The organism is Rhizobacter terrae (genome assembly GCF_003852895.1).
Taxonomy (GTDB): Bacteria; Pseudomonadota; Gammaproteobacteria; order Burkholderiales; family Burkholderiaceae_C; genus Albitalea; species Albitalea terrae.
The window spans coordinates 590764-611835 of sequence record NZ_QUSW01000004.1 but is presented as its reverse complement, the minus strand read 5'-3'; the positions used below and the strand labels follow the sequence as shown (position 1 = coordinate 611835).

19 protein-coding genes are annotated in these 21072 nt (G+C 68.6%); 7 read left to right on the top strand and 12 right to left on the bottom strand.

The genetic code is table 11. The annotated features are described in order from the left end of the window. Positions 1-69: 69 nt before the first annotated feature. The gene (locus DZC73_RS17545) at positions 70-1362 is read left to right on the top strand and encodes an efflux RND transporter periplasmic adaptor subunit (protein ID WP_161974627.1); all 1293 of its coding nucleotides are present in this window, start codon (positions 70-72) and stop codon (positions 1360-1362) included. Further along, positions 1359-4460 (top strand): efflux RND transporter permease subunit, encoded by a 3102-nt coding sequence (locus DZC73_RS17540; RefSeq protein ID WP_124541635.1) that lies wholly within the window; start codon positions 1359-1361, stop codon positions 4458-4460. The genes DZC73_RS17545 and DZC73_RS17540 overlap by 4 nt, the downstream gene beginning before the upstream one ends. Before the next feature lie 22 nt (positions 4461-4482). On the opposite strand, the gene bioF is transcribed toward DZC73_RS17540, so the two are convergent. The 4 genes from bioF to DZC73_RS29750 all read right to left on the bottom strand — a co-directional run bounded on the left by bioF (position 4483) and on the right by DZC73_RS29750 (position 8358). Continuing rightward, positions 4483-5661 carry an 8-amino-7-oxononanoate synthase gene (bioF, locus tag DZC73_RS17535; protein WP_124541634.1) on the bottom strand — a complete coding sequence of 393 codons (1179 nt, stop codon included), beginning with the start codon at positions 5659-5661 and terminating at the stop codon, positions 4483-4485. Between the two features lie 13 nt (positions 5662-5674). Beyond that, entirely contained in the window at positions 5675-6352 is a 678-nt protein-coding gene (gene bioD / locus DZC73_RS17530) for a dethiobiotin synthase (protein ID WP_124541633.1), read from the bottom strand. Beyond that, positions 6349-7707 carry an adenosylmethionine--8-amino-7-oxononanoate transaminase gene (bioA, locus tag DZC73_RS17525; protein ID WP_124541632.1) on the bottom strand — a complete coding sequence of 453 codons (1359 nt, stop codon included), beginning with the start codon at positions 7705-7707 and terminating at the stop codon, positions 6349-6351. The genes bioD and bioA overlap by 4 nt, the downstream gene beginning before the upstream one ends. A 96-nt stretch (positions 7708-7803) precedes the next feature. Continuing rightward, a complete protein-coding gene (locus DZC73_RS29750) occupies positions 7804-8358 on the bottom strand; it encodes a chorismate--pyruvate lyase family protein (protein ID WP_161974626.1) in 555 nt (184 codons plus the stop codon). Here DZC73_RS29750 and pabB point away from each other — a divergent pair. Further along, positions 8357-9802 (top strand): aminodeoxychorismate synthase component I, encoded by a 1446-nt coding sequence (gene pabB / locus DZC73_RS17515; protein WP_161974625.1) that lies wholly within the window; start codon positions 8357-8359, stop codon positions 9800-9802. The two genes, DZC73_RS29750 and pabB, sit on opposite strands and share 2 nt — an antisense overlap. Here pabB and DZC73_RS17510 read toward each other — a convergent pair. After that, on the bottom strand, positions 9768-10289 hold the full coding sequence (locus DZC73_RS17510) for an FKBP-type peptidyl-prolyl cis-trans isomerase (protein ID WP_124541629.1): 522 nt from the start codon (positions 10287-10289) through the stop codon (positions 9768-9770). The two genes, pabB and DZC73_RS17510, sit on opposite strands and share 35 nt — an antisense overlap. A gap of 35 nt (positions 10290-10324) precedes the next feature. Between DZC73_RS17510 and DZC73_RS17505 the strand changes: the two genes are divergently transcribed. The 3 genes from DZC73_RS17505 to DZC73_RS30290 all read left to right on the top strand — a co-directional run bounded on the left by DZC73_RS17505 (position 10325) and on the right by DZC73_RS30290 (position 12306). Continuing rightward, on the top strand, positions 10325-11464 hold the full coding sequence (locus tag DZC73_RS17505; protein ID WP_124541628.1) for a JmjC domain-containing protein: 1140 nt from the start codon (positions 10325-10327) through the stop codon (positions 11462-11464). Beyond that, entirely contained in the window at positions 11461-11952 is a 492-nt protein-coding gene (locus DZC73_RS17500; RefSeq protein WP_124541627.1) for a hypothetical protein, read from the top strand. The genes DZC73_RS17505 and DZC73_RS17500 overlap by 4 nt, the downstream gene beginning before the upstream one ends. A 138-nt stretch (positions 11953-12090) precedes the next feature. After that, positions 12091-12306 (top strand): hypothetical protein, encoded by a 216-nt coding sequence (locus tag DZC73_RS30290; RefSeq protein ID WP_124541626.1) that lies wholly within the window; start codon positions 12091-12093, stop codon positions 12304-12306. Between the two features lie 132 nt (positions 12307-12438). Here the strand turns inward: DZC73_RS30290 and DZC73_RS17490 are convergent, their stop codons facing one another. From DZC73_RS17490 to DZC73_RS17465, 7 genes are all read right to left on the bottom strand, one after another. Further along, a complete protein-coding gene (locus DZC73_RS17490; RefSeq protein ID WP_124541625.1) occupies positions 12439-13218 on the bottom strand; it encodes an MBL fold metallo-hydrolase in 780 nt (259 codons plus the stop codon). A gap of 46 nt (positions 13219-13264) precedes the next feature. Further along, positions 13265-14305: an outer membrane protein assembly factor BamC gene (gene bamC, locus DZC73_RS17485; protein ID WP_124541679.1), complete on the bottom strand. Its 1041-nt coding sequence runs from the start codon at positions 14303-14305 to the stop codon at positions 13265-13267. Between the two features lie 153 nt (positions 14306-14458). After that, complete coding sequence (dapA, locus tag DZC73_RS17480; RefSeq protein WP_124541624.1) at positions 14459-15340, bottom strand: 4-hydroxy-tetrahydrodipicolinate synthase; 882 nt, start codon at positions 15338-15340, stop codon at positions 14459-14461. Positions 15341-15382: 42 nt separating this feature from the next. Beyond that, positions 15383-15922, bottom strand: coding sequence for a class I SAM-dependent methyltransferase (locus tag DZC73_RS17475; RefSeq protein ID WP_198414872.1), 540 nt, complete (start codon positions 15920-15922; stop codon positions 15383-15385). 2 nt (positions 15923-15924) lie between these two features. Further along, positions 15925-16716: an SDR family oxidoreductase gene (locus DZC73_RS17470; protein ID WP_124541623.1), complete on the bottom strand. Its 792-nt coding sequence runs from the start codon at positions 16714-16716 to the stop codon at positions 15925-15927. A gap of 63 nt (positions 16717-16779) precedes the next feature. Next, on the bottom strand, positions 16780-16905 hold the full coding sequence (locus DZC73_RS30480; protein ID WP_268879048.1) for a hypothetical protein: 126 nt from the start codon (positions 16903-16905) through the stop codon (positions 16780-16782). Between the two features lie 2 nt (positions 16906-16907). Next, a complete protein-coding gene (locus DZC73_RS17465; protein ID WP_124541622.1) occupies positions 16908-18170 on the bottom strand; it encodes an MFS transporter in 1263 nt (420 codons plus the stop codon). A gap of 168 nt (positions 18171-18338) precedes the next feature. On the opposite strand from DZC73_RS17465, the gene DZC73_RS17460 reads away from it, so the two are divergent. Continuing rightward, positions 18339-20963, top strand: coding sequence for an ATP-binding protein (locus tag DZC73_RS17460; RefSeq protein WP_124541621.1), 2625 nt, complete (start codon positions 18339-18341; stop codon positions 20961-20963). Positions 20964-21072 lie beyond the last annotated feature (109 nt).

The following is a 21072-nucleotide window of genomic DNA, read 5'->3' as shown; positions in this document are numbered from 1 at the left end:
GCAGCAACACCCCGGGCGCATCATGGGCGCCGCGGCATTTGCGCCGCAACAAAGAGAACCAAGACTCGCATGGACAACAAGCTGTTGGGGGCCTGTTCAGCCCTCGTGTGTGTGGCGATGCTCTCGGCATGTGGCAAGGGTTCGGGCGACGGTGCTTCGTCAGCCTCGGCGCCCGCCTCGGCCGCCTCCGGCGCCGGTGCCGGCGGACCGCCGGTCAGCGTCAGCACGGTGGTGGCGCAAAAGCGCGACTTCGACGTGCAGCTGGAAGCCACCGGCACCGTGGCCGCCCTCAACAGCGTGGACGTGAAGCCCCAGGTCAGCAGCACCGTCACCGCCGTCCACTTCAAGGAAGGCCAGTTCATCAAGGCCGGCCAGTTGCTCTTCACGCTGGACTCGCGCTCCGACGAGACCAACGTCGCCAAGGCCCAGGCCCAGCTCCAGAAAGACCTGGCATCGCTGGCCGACGCGCAGCGCCAGCTCGTGCGCAGCAAGGAGCTGCTGGCCCAGAACTTCGTCTCGCAGACGGCGGTGGACACCAACCAGACGCTGGCCGATGCGCAGAAGGCCGCGGTCGAAGCCGACCGTGCGGCGCTCAAGGCGGCGCAGGTGGGGCTGTCCTACAACCGCATCGTCGCCACCGGGGCCGGTCGTGCCGGCGTGGTCAACGTGTTCCCGGGCACGCTGGTTCAGCCCAGCTCGGCGACGGCCATGGTCACCATCACCCAGCTCGACCCCATCGCGGTGAGCTTCAACCTGCCCCAGCGCAACCTGCAGGATGCGTTGCAGTCCATGCGCTCGGGCGCGGGCAGTGTCACGGCCGTGCTGCCCGAAGGACGCGGCACGATCACCGGCAAGCTGTCCTTCGTCGACAACTCGGTGGATGCCGGCTCGGGGACCGTGAAGGTCAAGGCCCAGTTCGACAACAAGGACGAGAAGCTGTGGCCCGGCGCCTTCGTGGTCGTGAAGCTGGCCGTGCAGACGATCAAGGACGCCATCGTCGTGCCGCAGGCCAGCATCGTGCAGGGCGCGCGCGGCCGGGTGGTGTTCGTGGTCGACCAGGGCAAGGTGGCGATGCGTCCGGTGGAGGTGGTCTACGCCGCCGGCACTGATGCGGTGATCACCGGCGTGCGCGCCGGCGAGCGCGTGGTGGTGGACGGCCGCCAGAACGTGCGGCCCGGCGCCAGCGTGATCGAGCGGCCGGCGGATGGCGCCAGCGGAGCAGCCGGTGGTGGCCGTCGCCGCGGTGGCGGTGCCTCCGCTCCGGCCTCGGGCGGCTCCGGCGCGGCCGCTTCGGGTGTCAGCGCCCATGAAGCCAGCGACTCGGCACGCGCCGTGCTGCCTTTGACCAAGAGCACGTCATGAACCTGTCGGAACTGTTCATCCGCCGTCCGGTGATGACGGTGCTGCTCAATGCCGCCTTCGTCGTGGCGGGTGTCCTGGCCATCATGCGCATCCCGGTGGCTGCACTGCCCAGCTACAACACGCCGGTCATCAACGTCTCGGCCTCGCTGCCGGGTGCCAGCCCCGACACCATGGCCACCTCGGTGGCCTTGCAGCTGGAGAAACAGTTCCAGACCATTCCCGGCATCAGCGTCATCAGCTCGACCAACACGCTGGGCAACACCTCCATCACCCTGGAGTTCGACGAAGGCCGCAACATCGACGCCGCCGCGGTGGACGTGCAGGCCGCGCTGCTGCGTGCCCAGCGGTCGCTGCCGCAGGACATGACGCAGCCGCCGGCCTACCGCAAAGTCAACCCGGCCGATGCGCCGGTGCTGCTGATCGCGCTCACCTCGCCGTCGCTGAACCTGTCGGACCTCAACGACTACGCCGAGCACCTCATCTCGCCCACGCTGTCCACGCTGGATGGCGTGGCACAGGTCAACATCTTCGGCCAGAAGCGCTACGCGGTGCGCGTGCGCGTGCTGCCCGATGCGCTGTCGGCGCGCAACATCAGCCTGGACGAGCTGACGAACGCCTTGCGCGCGGCCAACGCCAACACGCCGGTGGGCACGCTGGAAGGCCCCAAGCAGACGCTGACGCTGCAGGCCAACCGCCAACTGCGCAACGCCCAGGAATTCGCCGACCTCATCGTCGCCAGCCGCAACGGCAACCCGGTGCGGCTGCGTGAGGTGGCGCAGGTGGAAGACAGCTTCGAGACGGTGAAGACCTTCGCCAGCTTCAACGGTGAAAGCTCCATCACCCTGGCCATCCTGCGCCAGCCGGATGCGAACACCGTGAAGGTGGTGGACGCCGTGCGCGCCGCGCTGCCGGGCTTCCGTGCGCAGCTGCCGGCCTCGGTGCGCATGGATCCGGTGAACGACCGCTCCAAGTCCATCCGCGAGTCGCTGCACGACGTGACGCTCACGATGCTCGGCACCGTCGCGCTGGTGGTGCTGGTGATCTTCCTCTTCCTGCGCCGCTTCATCGCCACCGTCATTCCCACGCTGTCGCTGCCGGTGTCGCTGGTGGGCGCCATCGCCCTGCTGTGGGCCTTCGGCTACACGCTGGACAACATCTCGCTGCTGGGCCTGACGCTCGCCGTGGGTCTGGTGGTGGACGACGCCATCGTGATGCTGGAGAACATCATGCGGCACGTGGAAGACGGCATGCCGCCTTTCCAGGCCGCACTGCAGGGCTCGCGCGAAGTGGGCTTCACCATCATCTCGATCTCGTCGTCGCTGATCGCGGTGTTCATCCCCATCTTCTTCATGCCGGGCGTCATCGGCCTGCTGTTCCACGAGTTCGCCTGGATCGTGTCCCTGGCCATCGTCGCCTCGGCCTTCGTCTCGCTGACGCTGGTGCCGATGATGGCCAGCCGCTTCCTCACCGACGAAGCGCACAAGAAGCAGCCCGGCGCACTGGTGCGCCTGTTCGAGCGCGGCTTCGACAAGACCCTGGCCGGCTACACCCGCGCGCTGGACCTGGCACTGCGCCACCGCGTGGCCGTGCTGCTGGTGGCGCTGGCCACCTTCGTCGCCACCGGCTTCATGTTCGTCAACATCTCCAAGGGCTTCTTCCCGGAAGAGGACATCGGGCAGATCCAGATCTCCACCGAGGCTTCGGAGGACACGTCATTCCCCGAGATGGTCCGCCTGCAGGACCGCGTCGCCGCCGTGCTGCGCGACGATCCGGCGGTGCTCAGCGTGAGCTCCTTCAACGGCGGCGGCGGTGCGCAGAACACCGGGCGCATGTTCGTCAACCTCAAGCCGCGAGCCGAGCGGCCGGAGATGAAGCAGGTCATCGAAGGCCTGCGCCGGAAGTTCCGCGAGGTGCCGGGCATCAGCGTGTTCATGCGGCCCATCCAGAACCTGCAGCTGGGCGGGCGCCCCAGCAAGGCGCAGTTCCAGTACATCCTGCAAAGCGTGCAGGCCGATGCGCTGAGCGACTGGGCCAACAAGCTGCAGGACGCCATGCGCCGCGACAACATCTTCCGCGACGTGACCAGCGACTCGCAGCTGCGCGGCCTGCAGGCGTCGCTGAAGATCGACCGCGACCGTGCCAACACGCTGGGCGTGTCCATCGACGCGGTGCGCAGCGCGCTGTTCAGCGCCTTTGGCGAACGCCAGGTGTCTACCATGTACACGCCGGTGGACAGCTACCAGGTCATCATGGAAGTGGCGCCGCAGGCCAAGCAGGACGAGAGCGCGTTCAACAACATCTACGTGCGTTCCTCCAGCGGGTCGCTGGTGCCTTTGTCGAGCTTCGCGACGGTGGAGCGCACGGTCGGACCGACGTCGATCAACCACGTGGGGCAGCTGCAGGCGGTGACCATCTCCTTCAACCTCGCACCGGGTGCGGCGCTGGGCGACGCCACGGCCAAGATCGACAAGGCGCGTGCCGATCTGCACATGCCCGATTCCATCATCGCGGCCTACGGCGGTGACGCGGCGGTGTTCAAGAGCTCGCAGGGCAGCCAGGCCATCCTCATCATCGCGGCGCTGCTGGTCATCTACGTGCTGCTGGGCGTGCTGTACGAGAGCTACATCCACCCGCTCACCATCCTCGCCGGCCTGCCGTCGGCGGCGGTGGGCGCGCTGCTGATGCTGGAGATCGCCGGCAAGGACCTCACGCTGATCGCGACCATCGGCATCCTGCTGCTGATCGGCATCGTGAAGAAGAACGCGATCATGATGATCGATTTCGCGCTCGATGCGCAGCGCAGCCAGGGCATGGACCCGACGCATGCGATCCGCGAGGCCTGCATCCTGCGGTTCCGGCCGATCATGATGACCACCCTGGCGGCCCTGATGGGCGCCTTGCCCATCGCGCTCGGCCTGGGCGCCGGCGCCGAGCTGCGCGAGCCGCTGGGCCTGGCGGTGGTGGGCGGCCTGGTGTTCTCGCAGGCGATCACGCTGTTCATCACGCCGGTGATCTACCTGGCGCTGGACCGCTTCAGCGGCAAGGGGCCGGTGACGACGCCGGAGTCGCAGGCGACGCAGTCCGTGCCTGCGAAGTGATCTTGCGTGGCGGTCAGGTGCGTCAGCGGTTCACCACGCGCAGCGCCGTGATCAGCTGATCGATGTCTGCGTCGCTGTGCGCGGCTGACAGCGAAATGCGCAGCCGCGCCGTGCCCGGAGGCACCGTGGGCGGACGGATGGCCGGCACCCACAGGCCTTCGCGCCAGAGGTGGGCCATCAGGTCCAGCGCGGCGCCGTTCTCGCCGACGATCAGCGGCTGGATGGCGGTGGGCGAGGGCAGCAGGCGGGGCAGGGCGTCGACATCGGCGCCGGCAGGCAAGGCGATCGCGCTGCGCAGGCGAGCGGTGTGGGAACGCAGGCGTTCGCGCCGCCAGTCTTCGGTCTCGATGAGCTTCAAGCTCGCGCGCAGCGACTCGGTGACCATCGCCGGTGCGGCAGTCGCGAAGATGTAGCTGCGGGTGCGTTGCATCAGCCACTCGATCATCGTCTCGTGCCCAGCGACGAAACCGCCTGCACCGCCGGCGGCCTTGCTCATCGTGCCCATCACCAGCAGGTTCGGCGAGCGCAGGTTGAAGTGCGCCGCGGTGCCGCGGCCGTCCGGCCCCAGCACGCCGAAGCCGTGGGCATCGTCGATGAGCAGCAGTGCGTCATGGCGCTCGGCCAGCGACAGCAGTTCCCGCAGAGGTCCCACGTCGCCGTCCATGCTGAAGACCGCGTCGGTGGCAATGAGCTTGCGTTGCGCGGTGGATTCACCCAGCAGTTTTTCCAGCGCGGCGAGGTCGCTGTGTGGATAGACCTTGATCTCGGCACGCGACAGTCGGGCACCGTCGATCAGGCAGGCGTGGTTCAGCGCGTCGCAGAACACGGCATCGCCGCGGCCGACCAGCGCGGGCACGATGCCCACGTTGGTGGCGAAGCCGGCGTAGAAATAGAGCGCGCGGGGCAGATCGAGGAAGTTGGCGATCTCCTGCTCCAGCGCCTCGTGCGAGGCGCTGTGGCCGCATACCAGCGGCGAGGCCGTGGCGCCGACGCCGTAGCGCTGCGCGCCGCGCAGGCTGGCCTCGATCAGCGCAGGGTGTTGCGACAGGCCGAGGTAGTCGTTGCCGCAGAAGGCCAGCATGTCGCGGCCGCCCACGCGCAGGCGCGAGCCCTTGGCGGCGTCGACCACGCGGCGCGTTCGCAGCAGCTTGCCCGCGTCGAGCGCGGCCAGTTCGTTGGCATAGGTGTCGAGGAAGCTCATGGGTGTTCCGTTCTCAGTGCGGGGCGGGCAGGCGCAGGTGCTGCGCGGCCACGCGGGCATCGGGTGTGGGCAGCCAGGGCACGTCGCCCAGGCAGGGCGCGTCCAGCCGGCGAGCCAGCCATTCGAGGTTGGCGGCTTGTTCGGGCATGTCGGGCGCGATGCGGTTGGCGACCCAGCCGGCAAGGCGCAGCCCGCGGGCCTGGATGGACTCCGCGCTCAGCATCGCGTGGTTGAGGCAGCCCAGCCGCAGCCCGACCACGAGGATGACGGGCAGCCCCAGTGCCTGCGCGAGGTCCGCACCGTCGATGGTGTCGGTGATGGGCACGCGAAAGCCGCCCGCGCCTTCGACGATCACCGCGTCGGCGCGTTCCTGCAGTGCGTGGAAGGCGTCGACGATCTGGCGGATGTCGATGAGCACGCCTTCTTTCTTCGCCGCGATGTGCGGCGATACCGGTGCGTTCAGCAGGTAGGGGTTCATCAGGTTCGGCGGCACGTCGACGGAGCTGGCTGCGCGCAAGGCGGCCACGTCTTCGTTGCCGATCGAGCCGTCAGGCAACTGCATGGAGCCCGCGGCGATGGGCTTCATGCCCACCACTCGCGGATGGCGCTCGCGCAGCCGGTGGACCAGCGCCGCGGCGATCAGGGTCTTGCCGACTTCGGTGTCGGTGCCGGTGACGAACCAGGCGGTCATGCGAGTGCCTGTGTGGGTTGCGTTGGCGCCGCCGACGACTGCGCGAGTGTGCGGTCGAGTGCCCTCATCGCGCCCTTCACGAGATGCTCGATGGCTTCCTCGTCGATCACATAGGGCGGCATGAAGTACAGCGTGCGGCCGATGGGGCGAAGCAGCAGCCCCTCGGCCAATGCGGCGCGGTGGTAGCGGCGCGAGAAGGTCGGGTCGTCGGTCTGCACGTCCCACGCCCAGATCATCCCCAGGTGCCGGGCATGGGCGATGCGTGGATGCTCGTCCAGCACGCGGGCAGCGCGGCTCAGCGCCTGCGCCGTCGCGCGGTTGCGCTCGATCTGCGCATCGTCGAGCAGTTCGGTGGCGGCCAGCGCCGCGCGGCATGCCAGCGGATTGCCGGTGTAGGAGTGCGAATGCAGGAAGCCGCGTGTGGTGTCGTCGTCGTAGAAACTGTCGTACACCGCGTCGGTGGTGAGCACCACCGACAAGGGCAGCGTGCCGCCCGTGAGGCCCTTGGACAGGCAGATGAAGTCCGGCCGGATGCCCGCCGCGTCGCAGGCGAAGCGCTCGCCCGTGCGGCCAAAGCCGGTGGCAATCTCGTCGGCGATGAGGTGCACCTCGAAGCGGTCGCACAGGGCGCGGACGCGGCGCAGGTAGTGGGCGTCGTGCATGGCCATGCCGGCGGCGCACTGGACCAGGGGCTCCAGGATGATGGCTGCGGTTTCCTCGTGGTGCGCCTCGAGCCACGCTTCCAGCTCGCGCGCCGCGAGCTCGGCATGGTCCTTCGCGCTGGCGCCGGGTTCCGCTCGTCTTGCATCGGGGCTCATCACCACCGCGGCCGGCCGCACCAGGGGGCCGTACGCGGTGCGGAACAACGGGATGTCCGTCACGCCCAGCGCACCCACGGTCTCGCCGTGGTAGCCCTGGGCCAGGCTCACGAATCCGTTCTTGCCGGGCCGCCCCAGGTTGCGCCATGAATGCGCGCTCATCTTCAGCGCGATCTCCGTGGCGCTCGCCCCGTCGCTGCCGTAGAACGAGTGGCCTAGACCAGTCCAGGTGGACAATCGCTCCGAGAGCTCGATCACCGGCTCGTGGGTCAGGCCCGCCAGCATCACGTGGTCCAGCGTCTCGACCTGATCATGCAAGGCCGCCTTGATGTGCGGATGCCCATGCCCGAAGAGATTCACCCACCACGAACTCACCGCGTCGAGGATCCGGTTTCCGTCCGCATCGAACAGCCACGCGCCCTCGGCCCGCACGATGGGCACGAGCGGCTGCGACTCATGGTGCTTCATCTGCGTGCAGGGGTGCCACACCGCGCGGCGGCTGCGCGTGAGCAGGTCTTGGTTGCGGGTGGGGGTCATCGATTCGGCCGGCTCGCGGGAAAGGCGCGCAATGTACCTCGCCGGGCATGGCGGAGAATGTCGCCCAAGTTGCAGTTCATCATCCGACCTCCGCGCTCAGGCGCGATCCATCAGCATCCCGCGCCGGTACGTCTCGGCGATCACCATCCGCGCCGCGGTCGGCGTGGCGATGCGGTACGCCCGCGTGGCGGGTGCATCGGGCTGGCCCACGGTGTCCCACAGCCGGTCCATCAACTCGTCGGCCTGCGTGATGCGCTCGCGCCGCACCCACAGCCTGGCCAGCAGGTGGCCGATCGGCAGCGTGCCTGCGCGCAGGTCAGCTTCGATGGCAGGCTCCAGGCCGTCCAGCGAGATGTAGGTGAGGTTGTCCATCAGCACCTGGCCGTGCGCGGCGAGGCTGGTGATGCGCTCGATGAACTGCGTGCCGGGCAATTGCTCGCGGACGATGGCGGGGACGGCGGATGTGACGTGCTGCTTGATCAGCACCAGCTCGACCGGACCGCCTGCCACGGCTTCGCACAGCCGCGTGGTGGAGCCGTCCTGCGCCATCAAGAGGCGCAGCACCTGGCGTTCGAGGGTGGCCTGTGCGGGTGTGGCTGCCGCGTCGGCAAAGCGTTCGCGCCGGGGCGGGTTGGAAGAACTTGAAGACATGAGCGAGATTGTGGTGAGCGTGCGGCGCATCGACCTGCCGCATGGGCCGCGGGAGACGATGGCGGCGTTGCGGGGCGATGCGCCCGGTGTCCTGCTGGAAAGTGCCTTGCCGATGGAAGGGCAGGGCCAATGGTCTTACGTCGCAGGAGCGGCGCGGGCCACACTTTACACAGATGCGGGCGGCACGGTCTTGCGGCGGACCGGTCAGGCGGACATGGGCTTCGCCGATCCCTTCGAGGCGCTGGAGGCCATGGCATCGGCCAAGCAGGTTCGCGTGGTGGCCGACGAGCCCGTGCCCGAGGGGCTGGGCTTCATCGGCGGATGGGTGGGCGTGCTGGGCTACGACGCTGCACGCCACCTGCATCGGCTGCCTGAGACGGCGCAAGACGAACCCTCGCTGCCGCAGATGTGGTGGATGGCGGTGGACCAGGTGCTGGCCTACCACCAGCCCTCGCGGCAATGGTGGGAATGCACATCGAGCGGCCCAGGCGATGGATGGCCCTGGACCACCACGGATCGCCTCGCGGCCTGGGCCGACACCTTGGCACGCGCCCGGCGACCGGCGCCCTCGCGTCGTCCGTGGATGGCCGGCGCCCGGCAGTTGCGCATGTCGCGGGAGGGGTTCGAATCCGGCGTCGAGCACATTCGCGAGGCCATCGCCAACGGCGAAGTCCTGCAGGTGAACCTCACGCGGCGGGAGGATGCGGCCTTCCAGGGCGATGCCTGGTCGCTGTACGAAGACCTCGTGGCGGCGCATCCCGTGCCTTTCACGGCCTTCATCGAGACGCCGGACTTCAGCATCGCCAGCTGTTCACCCGAGCGGTTCCTGAAGCTGCAGGGGCGCACCGTGCAGGCCCGGCCGATCAAGGGCACCGTGGCCCGCGGCCGCACGCCCGACGAAGACGCGGCCAACCGCGACTGGCTCGCCGCCAGCGAGAAGAACCGCGCCGAGAACCTGATGATCGTCGACCTCATGCGCAACGACATCGGCCGCGTGGCCGAACTCGGCAGCGTGCGCGTGCCCGACCTCTTCGCGCTGGAGCCCTACGCCAGCGTGTGGCAGATGGTGTCCACCGTGCAGGCCACCTTGCGCGAGGGCCTCGGCCCGGCCGACCTGCTGCGCGCCTGCTGGCCTCCGGGCTCCATGACGGGCGCGCCCAAGCTGGCGGCCATGCAGGCCATCGAGGCGCTGGAACCGCTGCGGCGTGGCTTCTATGCAGGGTCCATCGGCTACATCGATTGCCGCGGGAACATGGACTTGTCGGTGGTGATCCGCACCGCGGTGGTGGCGCGGGGCAAGGTGATGGTGCAGGTGGGCGGCGGCATCGTGGCCGATTCCGACCCCGCCAGCGAATGGAACGAGACGGTCGCCAAGGGCGAGCGCCTCGTGCGCGTGCTGGACGCGGGCTTCAGTGGATCTGCGAGCCCGGCGGCGCCGCGTTGACCACCGAGAACACCGGCTGGCCGACGCTGCCGGCCTCGATCTCCTCGTCGGTGGCCTCGCGCACGTCCAGCACCTTCAGTTCCAGGCGCAGCGCGATGCCGGCCAGCGGGTGGTTGCCGTCCAGCACCACGTGGGAAGGGTAGACCTCGGTCACGGTGTAGATCGCGTCCACCGGCATCCCTTGCGTGGTCGCGCCTTCGGGCACGCCGTCGAACTGCATGCCGGGCTCCACCTTGTCGGGGAACACCGAGCGCTCCTCGAAGAAGACCAGGTCGGGGTCGTACTCGCCGAAGGCATGCTCGGGTTCGAGGTGCAGCTTGGCCTCGAAGCCCACGTCCTGGTCGGCCAGTGCCTCTTCCACCTTGGCCAGGAGGTCGTCGCCGCCGAAGAAGAACTCCACCGGGTCCTTGAGTTCGTCGATGATGTTGCCTTGGGTGTCTTCGAGCCGCCAGACAAGGCTGACGACGCACGGTGCGGTGATGTTCATCCCGGAAATGATCGCACAGGCCACAATCCAGTTCCATGGACGTCTCTCTCGCATCCCCGCTCCTGGGCGGGCTCACGCCGCAGGTCTTCATGCGGCGCCACTGGCAGAAGCAGCCGCTGCTGATCCGGCAGGCCATTCCCGGCATCGTGCCGCCGGTGGCCCGCAACGACCTTTTCGCCATGGCCGCGAGCGACGAGGTGGAGTCGCGGCTGGTCCAGCTGAAGGATGGCCAGTGGTCGATGAAGCAGGGCCCCATCGCCCGCCGCCAGTTGCCGACGGTGAAGACCAATGCCTGGACGCTGCTCGTGCAGGGCGTGGACCTGCACGTGCCGGCCGCCCATGAATTGCTCAGCCGTTTCCGTTTCGTGCCCGACGCCCGGCTGGACGATCTCATGATGTCTTACGCCACCGATGGCGGAGGCGTCGGCCCGCATTTCGATTCCTACGACGTGTTCCTGCTGCAGGTGCATGGCAAGCGCCGCTGGCGCATCGGCCGCATGAACGATGCGGCCCTGGTGCCCGGCCTGCCGCTGAAGATCCTGTCGAACTTCCAGCCCGAAGAGGAGTGGGTGCTGGAGCCCGGCGACATGCTGTACCTGCCGCCGCGCTGGGCGCACGATGGCGTGGCTGAAGGCGAGTGCATGACCTGCTCGATCGGCTTTCGTGCGCCGGCTCGCGATGAGGTGGGACGCGAGGTGTTGCAGCGCCTGCTCGACGGCGAGGAGCCCGCGGCCCAGCCCACGCTGTACCGCGACCCGTCGCAGCCCGCGACCGATGCGCCGGGCCGCATTCCATCGACGTTGCTGGAGTTCACGAAGGAAGCCGTGGCCAAGCTGGCCGAGAACCAGAAGGCCCTGGCCGTGTCGCTGGGCGAATGGCTGAGCGAGCCCAAACCCATCGTTGCCTTCGACGACGGCGATGAACTGCGACCCGAGGCCGACATCGCGCTGGATCGGCGCACCCGCATGCTCTACGACGACGAGCATGTGTTCATCAACGGCGAGTCCTACCGCGCCGCGGGGCAGGACGCGATGCTGATGCGCCAGTTGTCGGATCAGCGGCGGCTCACGGCCTCGCAATGGGCCAAGGCCAGTGACGAGGCGCGGCAATTGATTGCAGAATGGGCCGAGGCCGGCTGGCTGCATTCGCAAGGCGACGAGGAGCACGACCAATGAATGATGAATCCGGGCACGTGGACATCACGACTCGCTTAGAGTTCCACGATGCATTGCGCGCCGCGTTCAAGGAGTTCTCGCACAAGGGCTGCCGCGAGGTCTTCCTGTGCGACGAGGACTTCGCCGACTGGCCCTTGTCCGATGCGCCGGTGCTGGAGGCGCTCACGAGCTGGGTGCTGCCGCATCGCAAGCTCTTCATGGTGGCGCGGCACTTCGACGAGATGCCTCGCAAGCATGCACGCTTCGTTGAATGGCGCCGCACCTATGCCCACGTGATGGAATGCAAGGCCCTCGAAGACGACGAGAACGCCGAGTTGCCGTGCATGCTTCTGGCTCCTCCGGTAGTGTGTGTGCGCCTGTTCGACCCGCTGCGCTATCGTGGTGGCCTCACGCATGAAAACGGTGACATGATTCGGAACCGCGAGCTGTTTGATGCGGTTTCGCAACGCTCGGTAGAGAGCTTCCCCGCCTCGGTCCTCGGACTGTGACAGTCTTCCGCATATAATGGTCGGCTAGGCCATTGAGATGCTCGAGCTCTCGTGGTCTTTTGAGCGTTGGGGCTCTGTGGAATTGGAGGGGTCCCACAATTACCGGTAATTGTTCGACCTTTAGCTTTGAGGACAAGTATGAAAAAGTCGCTTCTGTTGGCATCCCTGGTTGCTTCCGTCGCTCTCGCCGCCTGCGGCAAGAAGCCGGAAGAAGCTGCTCCCCCGGCTCCCGCCCCGATGGCTGCCCCGGCTCCGGCTGCTTCGTCTGCTGACGCTGCTGCTTCCAGCGCCGCCGCTGCTGCTTCGTCGGCTGCCGACGCTGCTTCGGCCGCTGCCAGCGCTGCCTCCAAGTAATCGGTTCACACCGGTTCATGAAAAAGCCGCCTTCGGGCGGCTTTTTTGTTGCCCGCGATTTTCTTGCCTAGACCACTTTGAAGCTGGGCTTTTTGCTGGCCGATTTGTTGGTCCATTTGCTGGCCTGAGTTCTCAGGCCAGATCAATCCAGTCAAAACCCCATTGCGGCCCCGCCGCGCGCATGTCGCACGCATCCGCACCCACGGCCTGGGCCAGTGCAGTCAGGGCCAGTTCAGGTCGGTTGTTCTCGCGGCTCAGGTGTGCCGCCACCACGTGGCGCAAGCTGCTGTGCATGCAGGCTGAAAGGATCTCTGCAGCCGTGTCGTTGGCCAGGTGGCCCAGTCGCCCGCCGATGCGCTGCTTGAGCGACCAGGGGTAGCGCGACTGCGCGAGCAACTCACGGTCGTGGTTGCACTCCAGCAGCAGGGCATCGCAGCCCTTGAGCATCGCGAGAAGGTGTTCGGTGATGCTGCCTGCATCGGTGAGCACGCCCAGGCGCAAGGCGCCATCGGAGAAGCAGGCCTGCAAGGGCTCCTGCGCGTCATGGGGCACGGTGTAGGGCATGAGCTGCACGTCGCCCAGTTCGATGCAATCGCCATCGCGCGCAAAGTGCAGCAGGTCGCCCAGGTCGGGCTGGCCGGCCGCGCGCCAGGTGCCGCGGCTCATCCAGATCGGGATGTCATGCCGCTTGGCCAGCGCCGTGGTGCAGCCGATGTGGTCCCCGTGCTCGTGCGTGACGAAGATCGCATCGATGCCGTCGACGGTCAGCCCGGCACGCTCCAGGCGGATCTTGAGTTCGCGCTGCGTGAAGCCGCAGTCCAGCAGCACCCGGCTGGTGGTGATGCCGCTGCTGGCTTCGATCAGCGTCGCGTTGCCGCTGCTGCCGCTTCCGAGACTGCAGAACCGGAGCATGGAGGTTGGCGGCAGGCCCGAGACGTCAATCGCCTCGGGACACGCTTCACTTCAGATCTTCGACGAGCAGCTTGACGATGCGCTGGCCGGCCTCGCCGTTCTCCGGCTGGCCTTGCGCGTTGAGCACCGTCACGGTGGACACGTCGCCCTGGCCCTTGACCTGCACGCGGTACTTCACAGGGCCGGTGTTCTCGTCCTTCTTGCCGAAGCTGAACACGCGGGCCAGGAAGCCCGGCTCGTCCTTGCCGGCTTGTGCCGGATCGACGTAGCGAACGAAGTACAAGCCTTGCGTACGGTCACGGTCTTCCACCGTGAAGCCACTGCGGTCCAGCGCCAGGCCCACGCGGCGCCATGCGCGGTCGAACGCGTCGTCCACCGTCAGCGTGGCGGCGGCCTGGCCTTCCACGGCGCGGGCATGGGCCGGCGCGGCGACAGGCGCGGCCACGGCAGTCTTGGCCACTTCTTCCTTCACGCCCAGGCGCAGCAGGATGCGCTGGAGCATCTCGGCTTCCAGCTGCGGATCGGCCGCGCGCGGCTGCCACACCGTGGTTTCCTTGCGGTCGCCGCTGTAGACCTCTTCCACGCCGCGGTGGGTCACGTAGATCTCGCTGCCGCCGGCCACGCGCTCGACGCGGGTGCGGAACTTGTCGCGGGTGCCGGTGGAGTACAGCGAGTCGAACACCTTGCCGACGGTGTTGCGGATGAAGTCGTTGGGCAGCTTGGCACGGTTCTCGGCCCAGTCAGTCTCCATCACGCCGGTGTCGGCCTGGTCGACCACGAGGTTGAAGCCGCGCTCCTTCCAGAAGCCCTGCAGCTGCGGCCACACCTGCTCGGGCGGCATGGGCACCGACAGCCAGCGCTGGTTGCCTTCACGCACCAGCTTCACGGGGCCGATGTCCTTGGGCGCCACGCTGTTGTTGACGGCGGCGGTGGCGTTGTTGCCGGCCTGGAACTGCGTGGCGCTGATGCTGCCGCCTTGCTGCGTGTAGCGCGCGTCGCGGCTGATCTGGCTCAGGTCGGGTGGCACTTCCAGGCCTTGGGTGCGCGTCTGGCCGCCGCTGCGGTAGTCGACCTTCTCCCCGCTCATGAAGTTGTCGATCGACGAGCATGCCGACAGGGCAGCCACGAAAGCCAGGCAGGCGATGCGCACAGGGGTCGAGCGGGGCGAAAGAATCACGTCAAGGTCTCCGGTGGGCTGGCCTCGTGGGCAGGCCCGGTGTTGATCGGAAGAGTGGGGGTCTCAGAGCAGGCCGCTGTCGCGCAGCGACTGGCCCACGGTGGCTTGCCCGGCGGCGGTGAGCGGCACGATGGGCAGGCGCAGCGTCTCGCCGCACAGGCCCAGCTGCTTCATCGCCCACTTGGTGGGTGCGGGGCTGGATTCGCAGAACAGGTTCTTGTGCAGCGGCAGCAGCTTCAGGTGGATGGCGCTGGCCTCGCGCACGCGACCTTCGATGGCAGCCATGCACATCTCGTGCATCAGCTTCGGGGCGACGTTGGCGGTGACGCTGACATTGCCCTGGCCGCCCAGCAGCATGAGCGCGACGGCGGTGCTGTCGTCGCCGGAGTAGATGGCGAAGCCCTTGGGCGCCTGCTTGATGAGCCAGCCGGCGCGGTCGATCTGGCCGGTGGCTTCCTTGATGCCCACGATGCCCGGGATCTGCGCCAGGCGCAGCACGGTGTCGACCTGCATATCGGCCACGGTGCGGCCGGGCACGTTGTACAGCACCATGGGGATGTCCACCGCCTCGGCGATGGACTTGAAGTGCTGGTAGATGCCTTCCTGCGAAGGCTTGTTGTAGTAGGGCACGACCGAGAGGGTGCAGTCGGCGCCGACCTTCTTGGCGTACTTGGCGAGCTCGATGGCTTCGCGGGTGGAGTTGCCGCCGGCGCCGGCCATGATGGGCACGCGGCCCTTGGCGTGGTCGACGGCCACGCGGATGATCTCGCAATGCTCTTCGACCGAGACCGTGGGTGATTCGCCGGTGGTGCCCACGACGCCGATGCAGTCGGTGCCTTCGGCGACGTGCCAGTCGATGAGGCGGCGCAGGGCGTCGTAGTCGACGCTGCCGTCTTCACGCATGGGCGTCACCAGCGCCACGATGCTGCCAAGAATGGGGTTCATGCAGTTTCCTCTGAATCCGACGATTTTAGCCCGCGGCCGGGATCACAGCGGGTAACGCCGGGGCCCATGGCTTCGTGCACCTTGCCGCACGGCGGCGATGCGCTGCACGAAACGGTCGGGATCGGCCAGGAAACCGTCCTCGTAGGCCAGCACCCGAAGGCCGTCCGCCGCCTGCAGCAGCTCGCCGGGCCGCAGCAAAAAGTCGGGGTTGTACGGCCTGCCCACCGACTCGTTCCCCAGGGCGAAGGTTTCGTAGATCAGCACGCCCTCAGGGCCGACGGCATCGACGATGGCCGGCAGCAGCGGGCGCCAGAGGTAGTGGGTGACGATCACCGCATCGAAATGGCGTCCGGCGAAGGGCCAGGGCCCGTTCTCGATGTCGGCAACGACGGTTTCGGCCATGCCGGCCAGGGGGGCCAGCGCCCGGGCATCGCGGTCCACGCCGGTGACGCGGCAGCCCCGCTCGGCGAAGAAGCGCACGTGCCGGCCCGACCCGCAAGCCACGTCCAGCACCGAGCCGCCTGCGGGCGCCAGGTGCGCCCAGCGCCCCACCCAGGCCGATGGCGCCAGCCCCGCGTGCATGCTCAATGCTTGTTGAGCGCCTTGAGCGCCATCTTGTCCACCATGCCCGGCGCGATCAGCTTGAGCCAGCGGCCCAGCTTGCCCTTGGTGCTCATGACGATGTCGCGCTGCCGCGCCTCTGTGCCTTGCACGATGAGCCGGGCGCATTCCTCCACGCTCATTGCGCCGGATTCATCCAGGCCGCTCTTGCCGGCTGCCTGGCCCGCGGCATTGAAGCCGCGGTAGCGGATCTCGGTGGCCACCACGCCGGGGTAGGCGATGGTCACGCTCACGCCGCTGTTTTGCAGTTCCACCCGCAAGGCCTCGAAGAAGCCGGTCATCGCGAACTTGGTGGCGCTGTAGGCCGTGCGTCCGGGCACGCCCACCAGGCCGGCAAGGCTGGCCACGGCCACGAGCCGGCCCTGCGTCTTCTTCAGATGAGGCAGCGCTGCATGCGTGCACCACACGCTGCCCCAATGGTTGATGCGCATCAGCGTCTCGTACCAGGTCAGGTCGGTCACGTCCTCGAAGGTGGCGTGGGCCGACATGCCGGCATTGTTGACGAAGGTGTCGATGCGGCCGAAGGCCTTCAGCGCGGCATCCACCAGCGCGATGCAGTCGGCCTGCACGCCCACGTCGCAGCGCTGCACCAGCACCTGCGCGCCGCGCGACTTGCACTCGGTGGCCACGGCTTCGAGCTTGTCCACGCTGCGCGCCGCGAGCACGAGTGCGACATCCTTGCCGCGGCCCGCCCACTGGCGGGCCATCTCCGCGCCGATGCCGTCGGACGCGCCGGTGATCACGATGACATTCATGCCGGCGAATGTAGCCCAGCGGCATCGCCAAGATATTCGCTTTGGCGACAATCTCCGCAGGGCCTAGAAACACGCCCAGATCTGGTTGGCCACCGCCATCGCCATGTCAGGCCGCAGGTAGGCCAGGAAGACCAGTGCGAGCACGATGCCCGCTGCCAGCCACAGCAGGCTGCGTCGCAGCCGCCGCATCATCAGGCTGCCGCCGGCGCCCCGCGCGGGATCGCCGACTCCTTCACCGGCAGGTTGGCGATGGCCGCGAAGATGCCCAGCGCCACCGCGATCCACCAGACGACGTCGTAGCTGCCTGTGCTGTCGTACAGCTTGCCTCCCAGCCACACGCCCAGGAAGCTGCCGATCTGGTGGCTGAAGAACACGAAGCCGCCCAGCATGGACAGGTACTGCACGCCGAAGATCTGTGCCACCACCGCGTTGGTGGGCGGCACGGTGGACAGCCACAGCACGCCCATCACCGCCGAGAACACGTACACGCTCATCGGCGTGAGCGGTACGTTCAGGAAGATGATGATCGCCACCGACCGCAGCGCGTAGATGGTCGACAGGATGTGGCGCTTGGCCAGCCGCTGCCCCAGCGTTCCCGCCGCGTAGGTCCCGAACACGTTGAACAGGCCGATGAGCGCCAGCGCGGTCGTCGCGACGCTGGGCGACAAGCCGTGGTCCTTCAGGTAGCTGGGCATGTGCACGCCGATGAACACCACCTGGAAGCCGCACACGAAGTAGCCTGCCATCAGCCAGCGGAAGCTCGGGTAGCCGAAGGCCTCGCGCAGGGCCTGGCCCAGGCTCTGGTGCGACGCGCTGCGGGGGCCGGCGTCGGGCTCCTTCAGGCCGGCGGCCAGCGGGATGATGGCCAGCGCCAGGCAGCCCAGGTAGAACAGCGCATGCTGCCAGCCGGCGCCCTCGATGGCGATGCCCAGCGCAGGCAGATGAACGCCGTTGATGAGCCCGTTCTCCACCGGCACCATCAGGAACTGGCCGAACGATCCGGCCGCCGCTGCCACGCCCATGGCCCAGCTGCGCTTGGCGGGGTCCACCTGCCGGCCGATGACGCCGTAGACCACCGCGTAGGTCGTGCCCGACTGCGCCATGCCCAGCAGCAGCCCCGCGCTGCCAGTGAAGGCCAGGCCCGTGGTCGACAGCCCCATCAGCACCAGCCCCAGGGCATACAGCAGACTGCCTGCGATGAGCACCTTGAAGGCGCCGAACCGGTCGGCCAGCGCGCCCGCGAACGGCCCGGCTGCGCCCCAGGCGAGGTTCTGCACGGCCAGCGCGAAGGCGAAGGTCTCGCGCGTCCAGCCCCGTTCGGTGGTGATGGGCCCGAGCCACAGCCCGAAGCCATGGCGGATGCCCATGGACAACGTGACGATGGCAGCACCGCACAGCAGCACCTGGGTCATGGACAGGCGCTGCGCCGCCGCGGGATGGGAGGCGGTGTTCATGGCGGACGAATGTATCTACAACTGTTTCCGCTTGTCGCAGCGGGGGCTTGTGCGCAGGGCATCCCCAATTTGCATGCTCGTGCTCCCTAGCTTGAACGCATGGCCAGGGATGTTCGGGTGGGCCGATCGCGCTAGCCTTGGTTCCGTCGGGACCTGCCCACACGAACCATGGACGACTTCCCCCTGGTCGAGCGCGATCACGCCCTGGTCGTGCTGGCCGATCGCGTGATGCGCCTGCGGCAAGGCGAGGGCGGTTGCGTGCTGCTGCACGGCGAGGCCGGCGTGGGCAAGACCAGCCTGCTGCGCGAGCTGCGCCGCCGCACCGAGGCGCAGGCGTCATGGTGGTGGGGCGCCTGCGAGCCGCTGCTGTCGGCCCCGCCGCTGGGGCCGCTGATCGACATGGTGGACGAACTGCCCGTCTCGCTGGCCGAGGCGGTGCGCGGCAGCGCACCCATCCAGGGCGTGCTGTCGGGCATGCTCGCCCTGCTGCGGGACAGGGCACGGCCGGCGGTGATGGTGTTCGAGGACGTGCACTGGGCCGATGGCGCGACGCTGGACCTCATCCGCTTCATCGGCCGGCGGCTGGACGCGACCTGCTCGCTGCTGGTACTGACCCACCGTGACGAGGGGCTGGACCCCGACCACCCGTTGCGAGCGGTGCTGGGCCGGCTGCCGGCGCCATCGACCTTGCGCATGAGGCTCCTGCCGCTGTCATCCGAAGGGGTCGACGAGCTGGCCCGGCGCGCGGGCCGGGATGCGCGCCACCTGCACCGCATCACGCAGGGCAACCCCTTCTACGTGACCGAGTTGCTGGCCACGCCGGGTGCCGGCCTGCCGGCGTCCGTGCGCGACGCCGTGCTGGCCCGCGTCGCGGGCGTGTCGGCGCAAGCCAGGGCCATGCTGGAGCAGGTGAGCGTGGCCACGGTGCCGCTGGAGCGCGCACTGGCCACCGAAGCCGGCTCGCCCCAGGCCATTGCCGAATGCCTGGGCGCCGGCCTGCTGGTGGAGCAGCACGGGCAGCTCAGCTTCCGCCACGAGATCGCGCGGCAAAGCGTGGAAGACGCCATCGCTGCGCCACGCGCCAAGGCCTTGCATGCGGGCATGTTCGCGTTGCTGGCTGGACGTCCCGGCATGGCCAGCCGGCAGGTCCACCATGCGCAGCGGGCGGGGCTGCTGGGCGAGGTGTTCTCGCTGGCCTGCGTGGCGGCGCGTGAGGCGGCCCAGGCCTCGGCGCACCGGCAGGCGGCCGGCCTCTACGGCCTGGCCCTGGAGCACGCCGGGCCGCTGGAGGCGAGCGCGCAGGCCGGCCTGCTGGAGGCGCAGGCCAACGAAAGCATGTTCGTGAATGCCATCGGCGAGGCCATGGCCTCGCGGCAGCAGGCCCTGGCGTTGCGGCAACGCATGGGCGACGTGCGCGGCGCCGGCATCAACCTGCGCTGGATGGCACGGCTCGAATACTTCCGAACCGGCCCGGCCGCGGCCTTGCCGCACGCGCAGGCCGCGGTTCGGCTGCTGGAGAAACAGTCCGACCGGCGCGAGCTGGCCATGGCCTACGCCACGATGGCGCAGGTGCACGTGCTGGATGAGCTGGCCGTCGACTCGCTGCGCTGGGGGCGCCGCGCCCTGCGCCTGGCCGAGGGCCTGGGCGATGCCGAGGTCACGAGCTATGCGCTCAACACCGTGGGCACCGCATCGCTGCGCACGCAGGACAAGCCGGCCCACTGGCGGCAGCTTCGCCGCAGCCTCGCGCTGGCGCTGGAGTCCGGCCAGGAGGAGCATGCGGCGCGGGCCTACACCAACCTGCCGTCGCTCATGCTGGTGCACCGCCGGCATGACGAGGCCTTGCAGGTGTGCGCAGAGGGCATCGCCTTCTGCGAGTCGCGCGACCTGGACATGTACGTGGCCCGCTTGCGCATCCGCCGTGCCTACGCCTTGCTGGAGCTGGGCCGCTGGAGCGAGGTGCCGGCCGAACTGCAGGCGGTGAGGCAACTGCCCGAGCTCACGCCGGTGGAGGCCGAACAGGCACTGCATGTGGAGATGATCCGCGCGCTGCGGCGAGGCGATGGCGGTGCTGCGGTGCAGGCCTACTGGCGCGATCACATCGATGGCGTGCGGGCCCTGGGCCTCGCGCCCTGGTACCTGCCGCCGGCCGTGGTCCGCGTGGAAGCTGCATGGCTGCGCGGTGACGACGAGGCCGTGGCGTGCATCGCGCTGGACGCGCTGCCCATGGCGGAACGCGCCGCAGAGCCCTGGCGCATGGGCCAGCTGGCCTGCTGGCTGCGCCGGGTGGGGCGCCTGCCGGCCAGCATGCCGCCCCGCTTCCTCCAGCAGGTCTGCGAGCCGGCCCGGCTGGAGCTGGCGGGGCACTGGCAGGCCGCGTCCCAGGCCTGGGCGCGCCGGGGCTGCGTCTACGAACAGGCCCTGGCCTTGCTGGGCGGTGACGGCAACGCACAGCAGCAGGCCCTGGCCCTGCTGGATACCCTGGGCGCGGCACCGGCCGCCTCGATCGCGCGGCGGCGCCTGCGTGCGCTGGGTTTGCGGCATGCCCGGGTCGGGCCCAAGAACCGCACGCGGGATGATCCGCTGGGCCTCACGCCGCGCGAACGGCAGGTGCTGCACCTGCTGGGCGAAGGCAGCAGCAACCGCGAGATCGCGGCACGGCTGCACCGCTCGGAGCGGACGGTGGAGCACCACGTGTCGGCCCTGCTGGCCAAGCTGGGCGTGGCGTCGCGCGGCGAGGCGGTGTCGCGCAGTGCTGCACTGCAGCCCGAGGCTGCCGGGCGGATGCGCTGAGATGCACTGACATTGGGTGCCCGGCACCCCGTCTTTGCGTGGCGCCACGCATGCCGCCGCAGGGGTTCGCTGCCTACTGTTGAGTCACCGTGCAAGTTCGCACGGCACA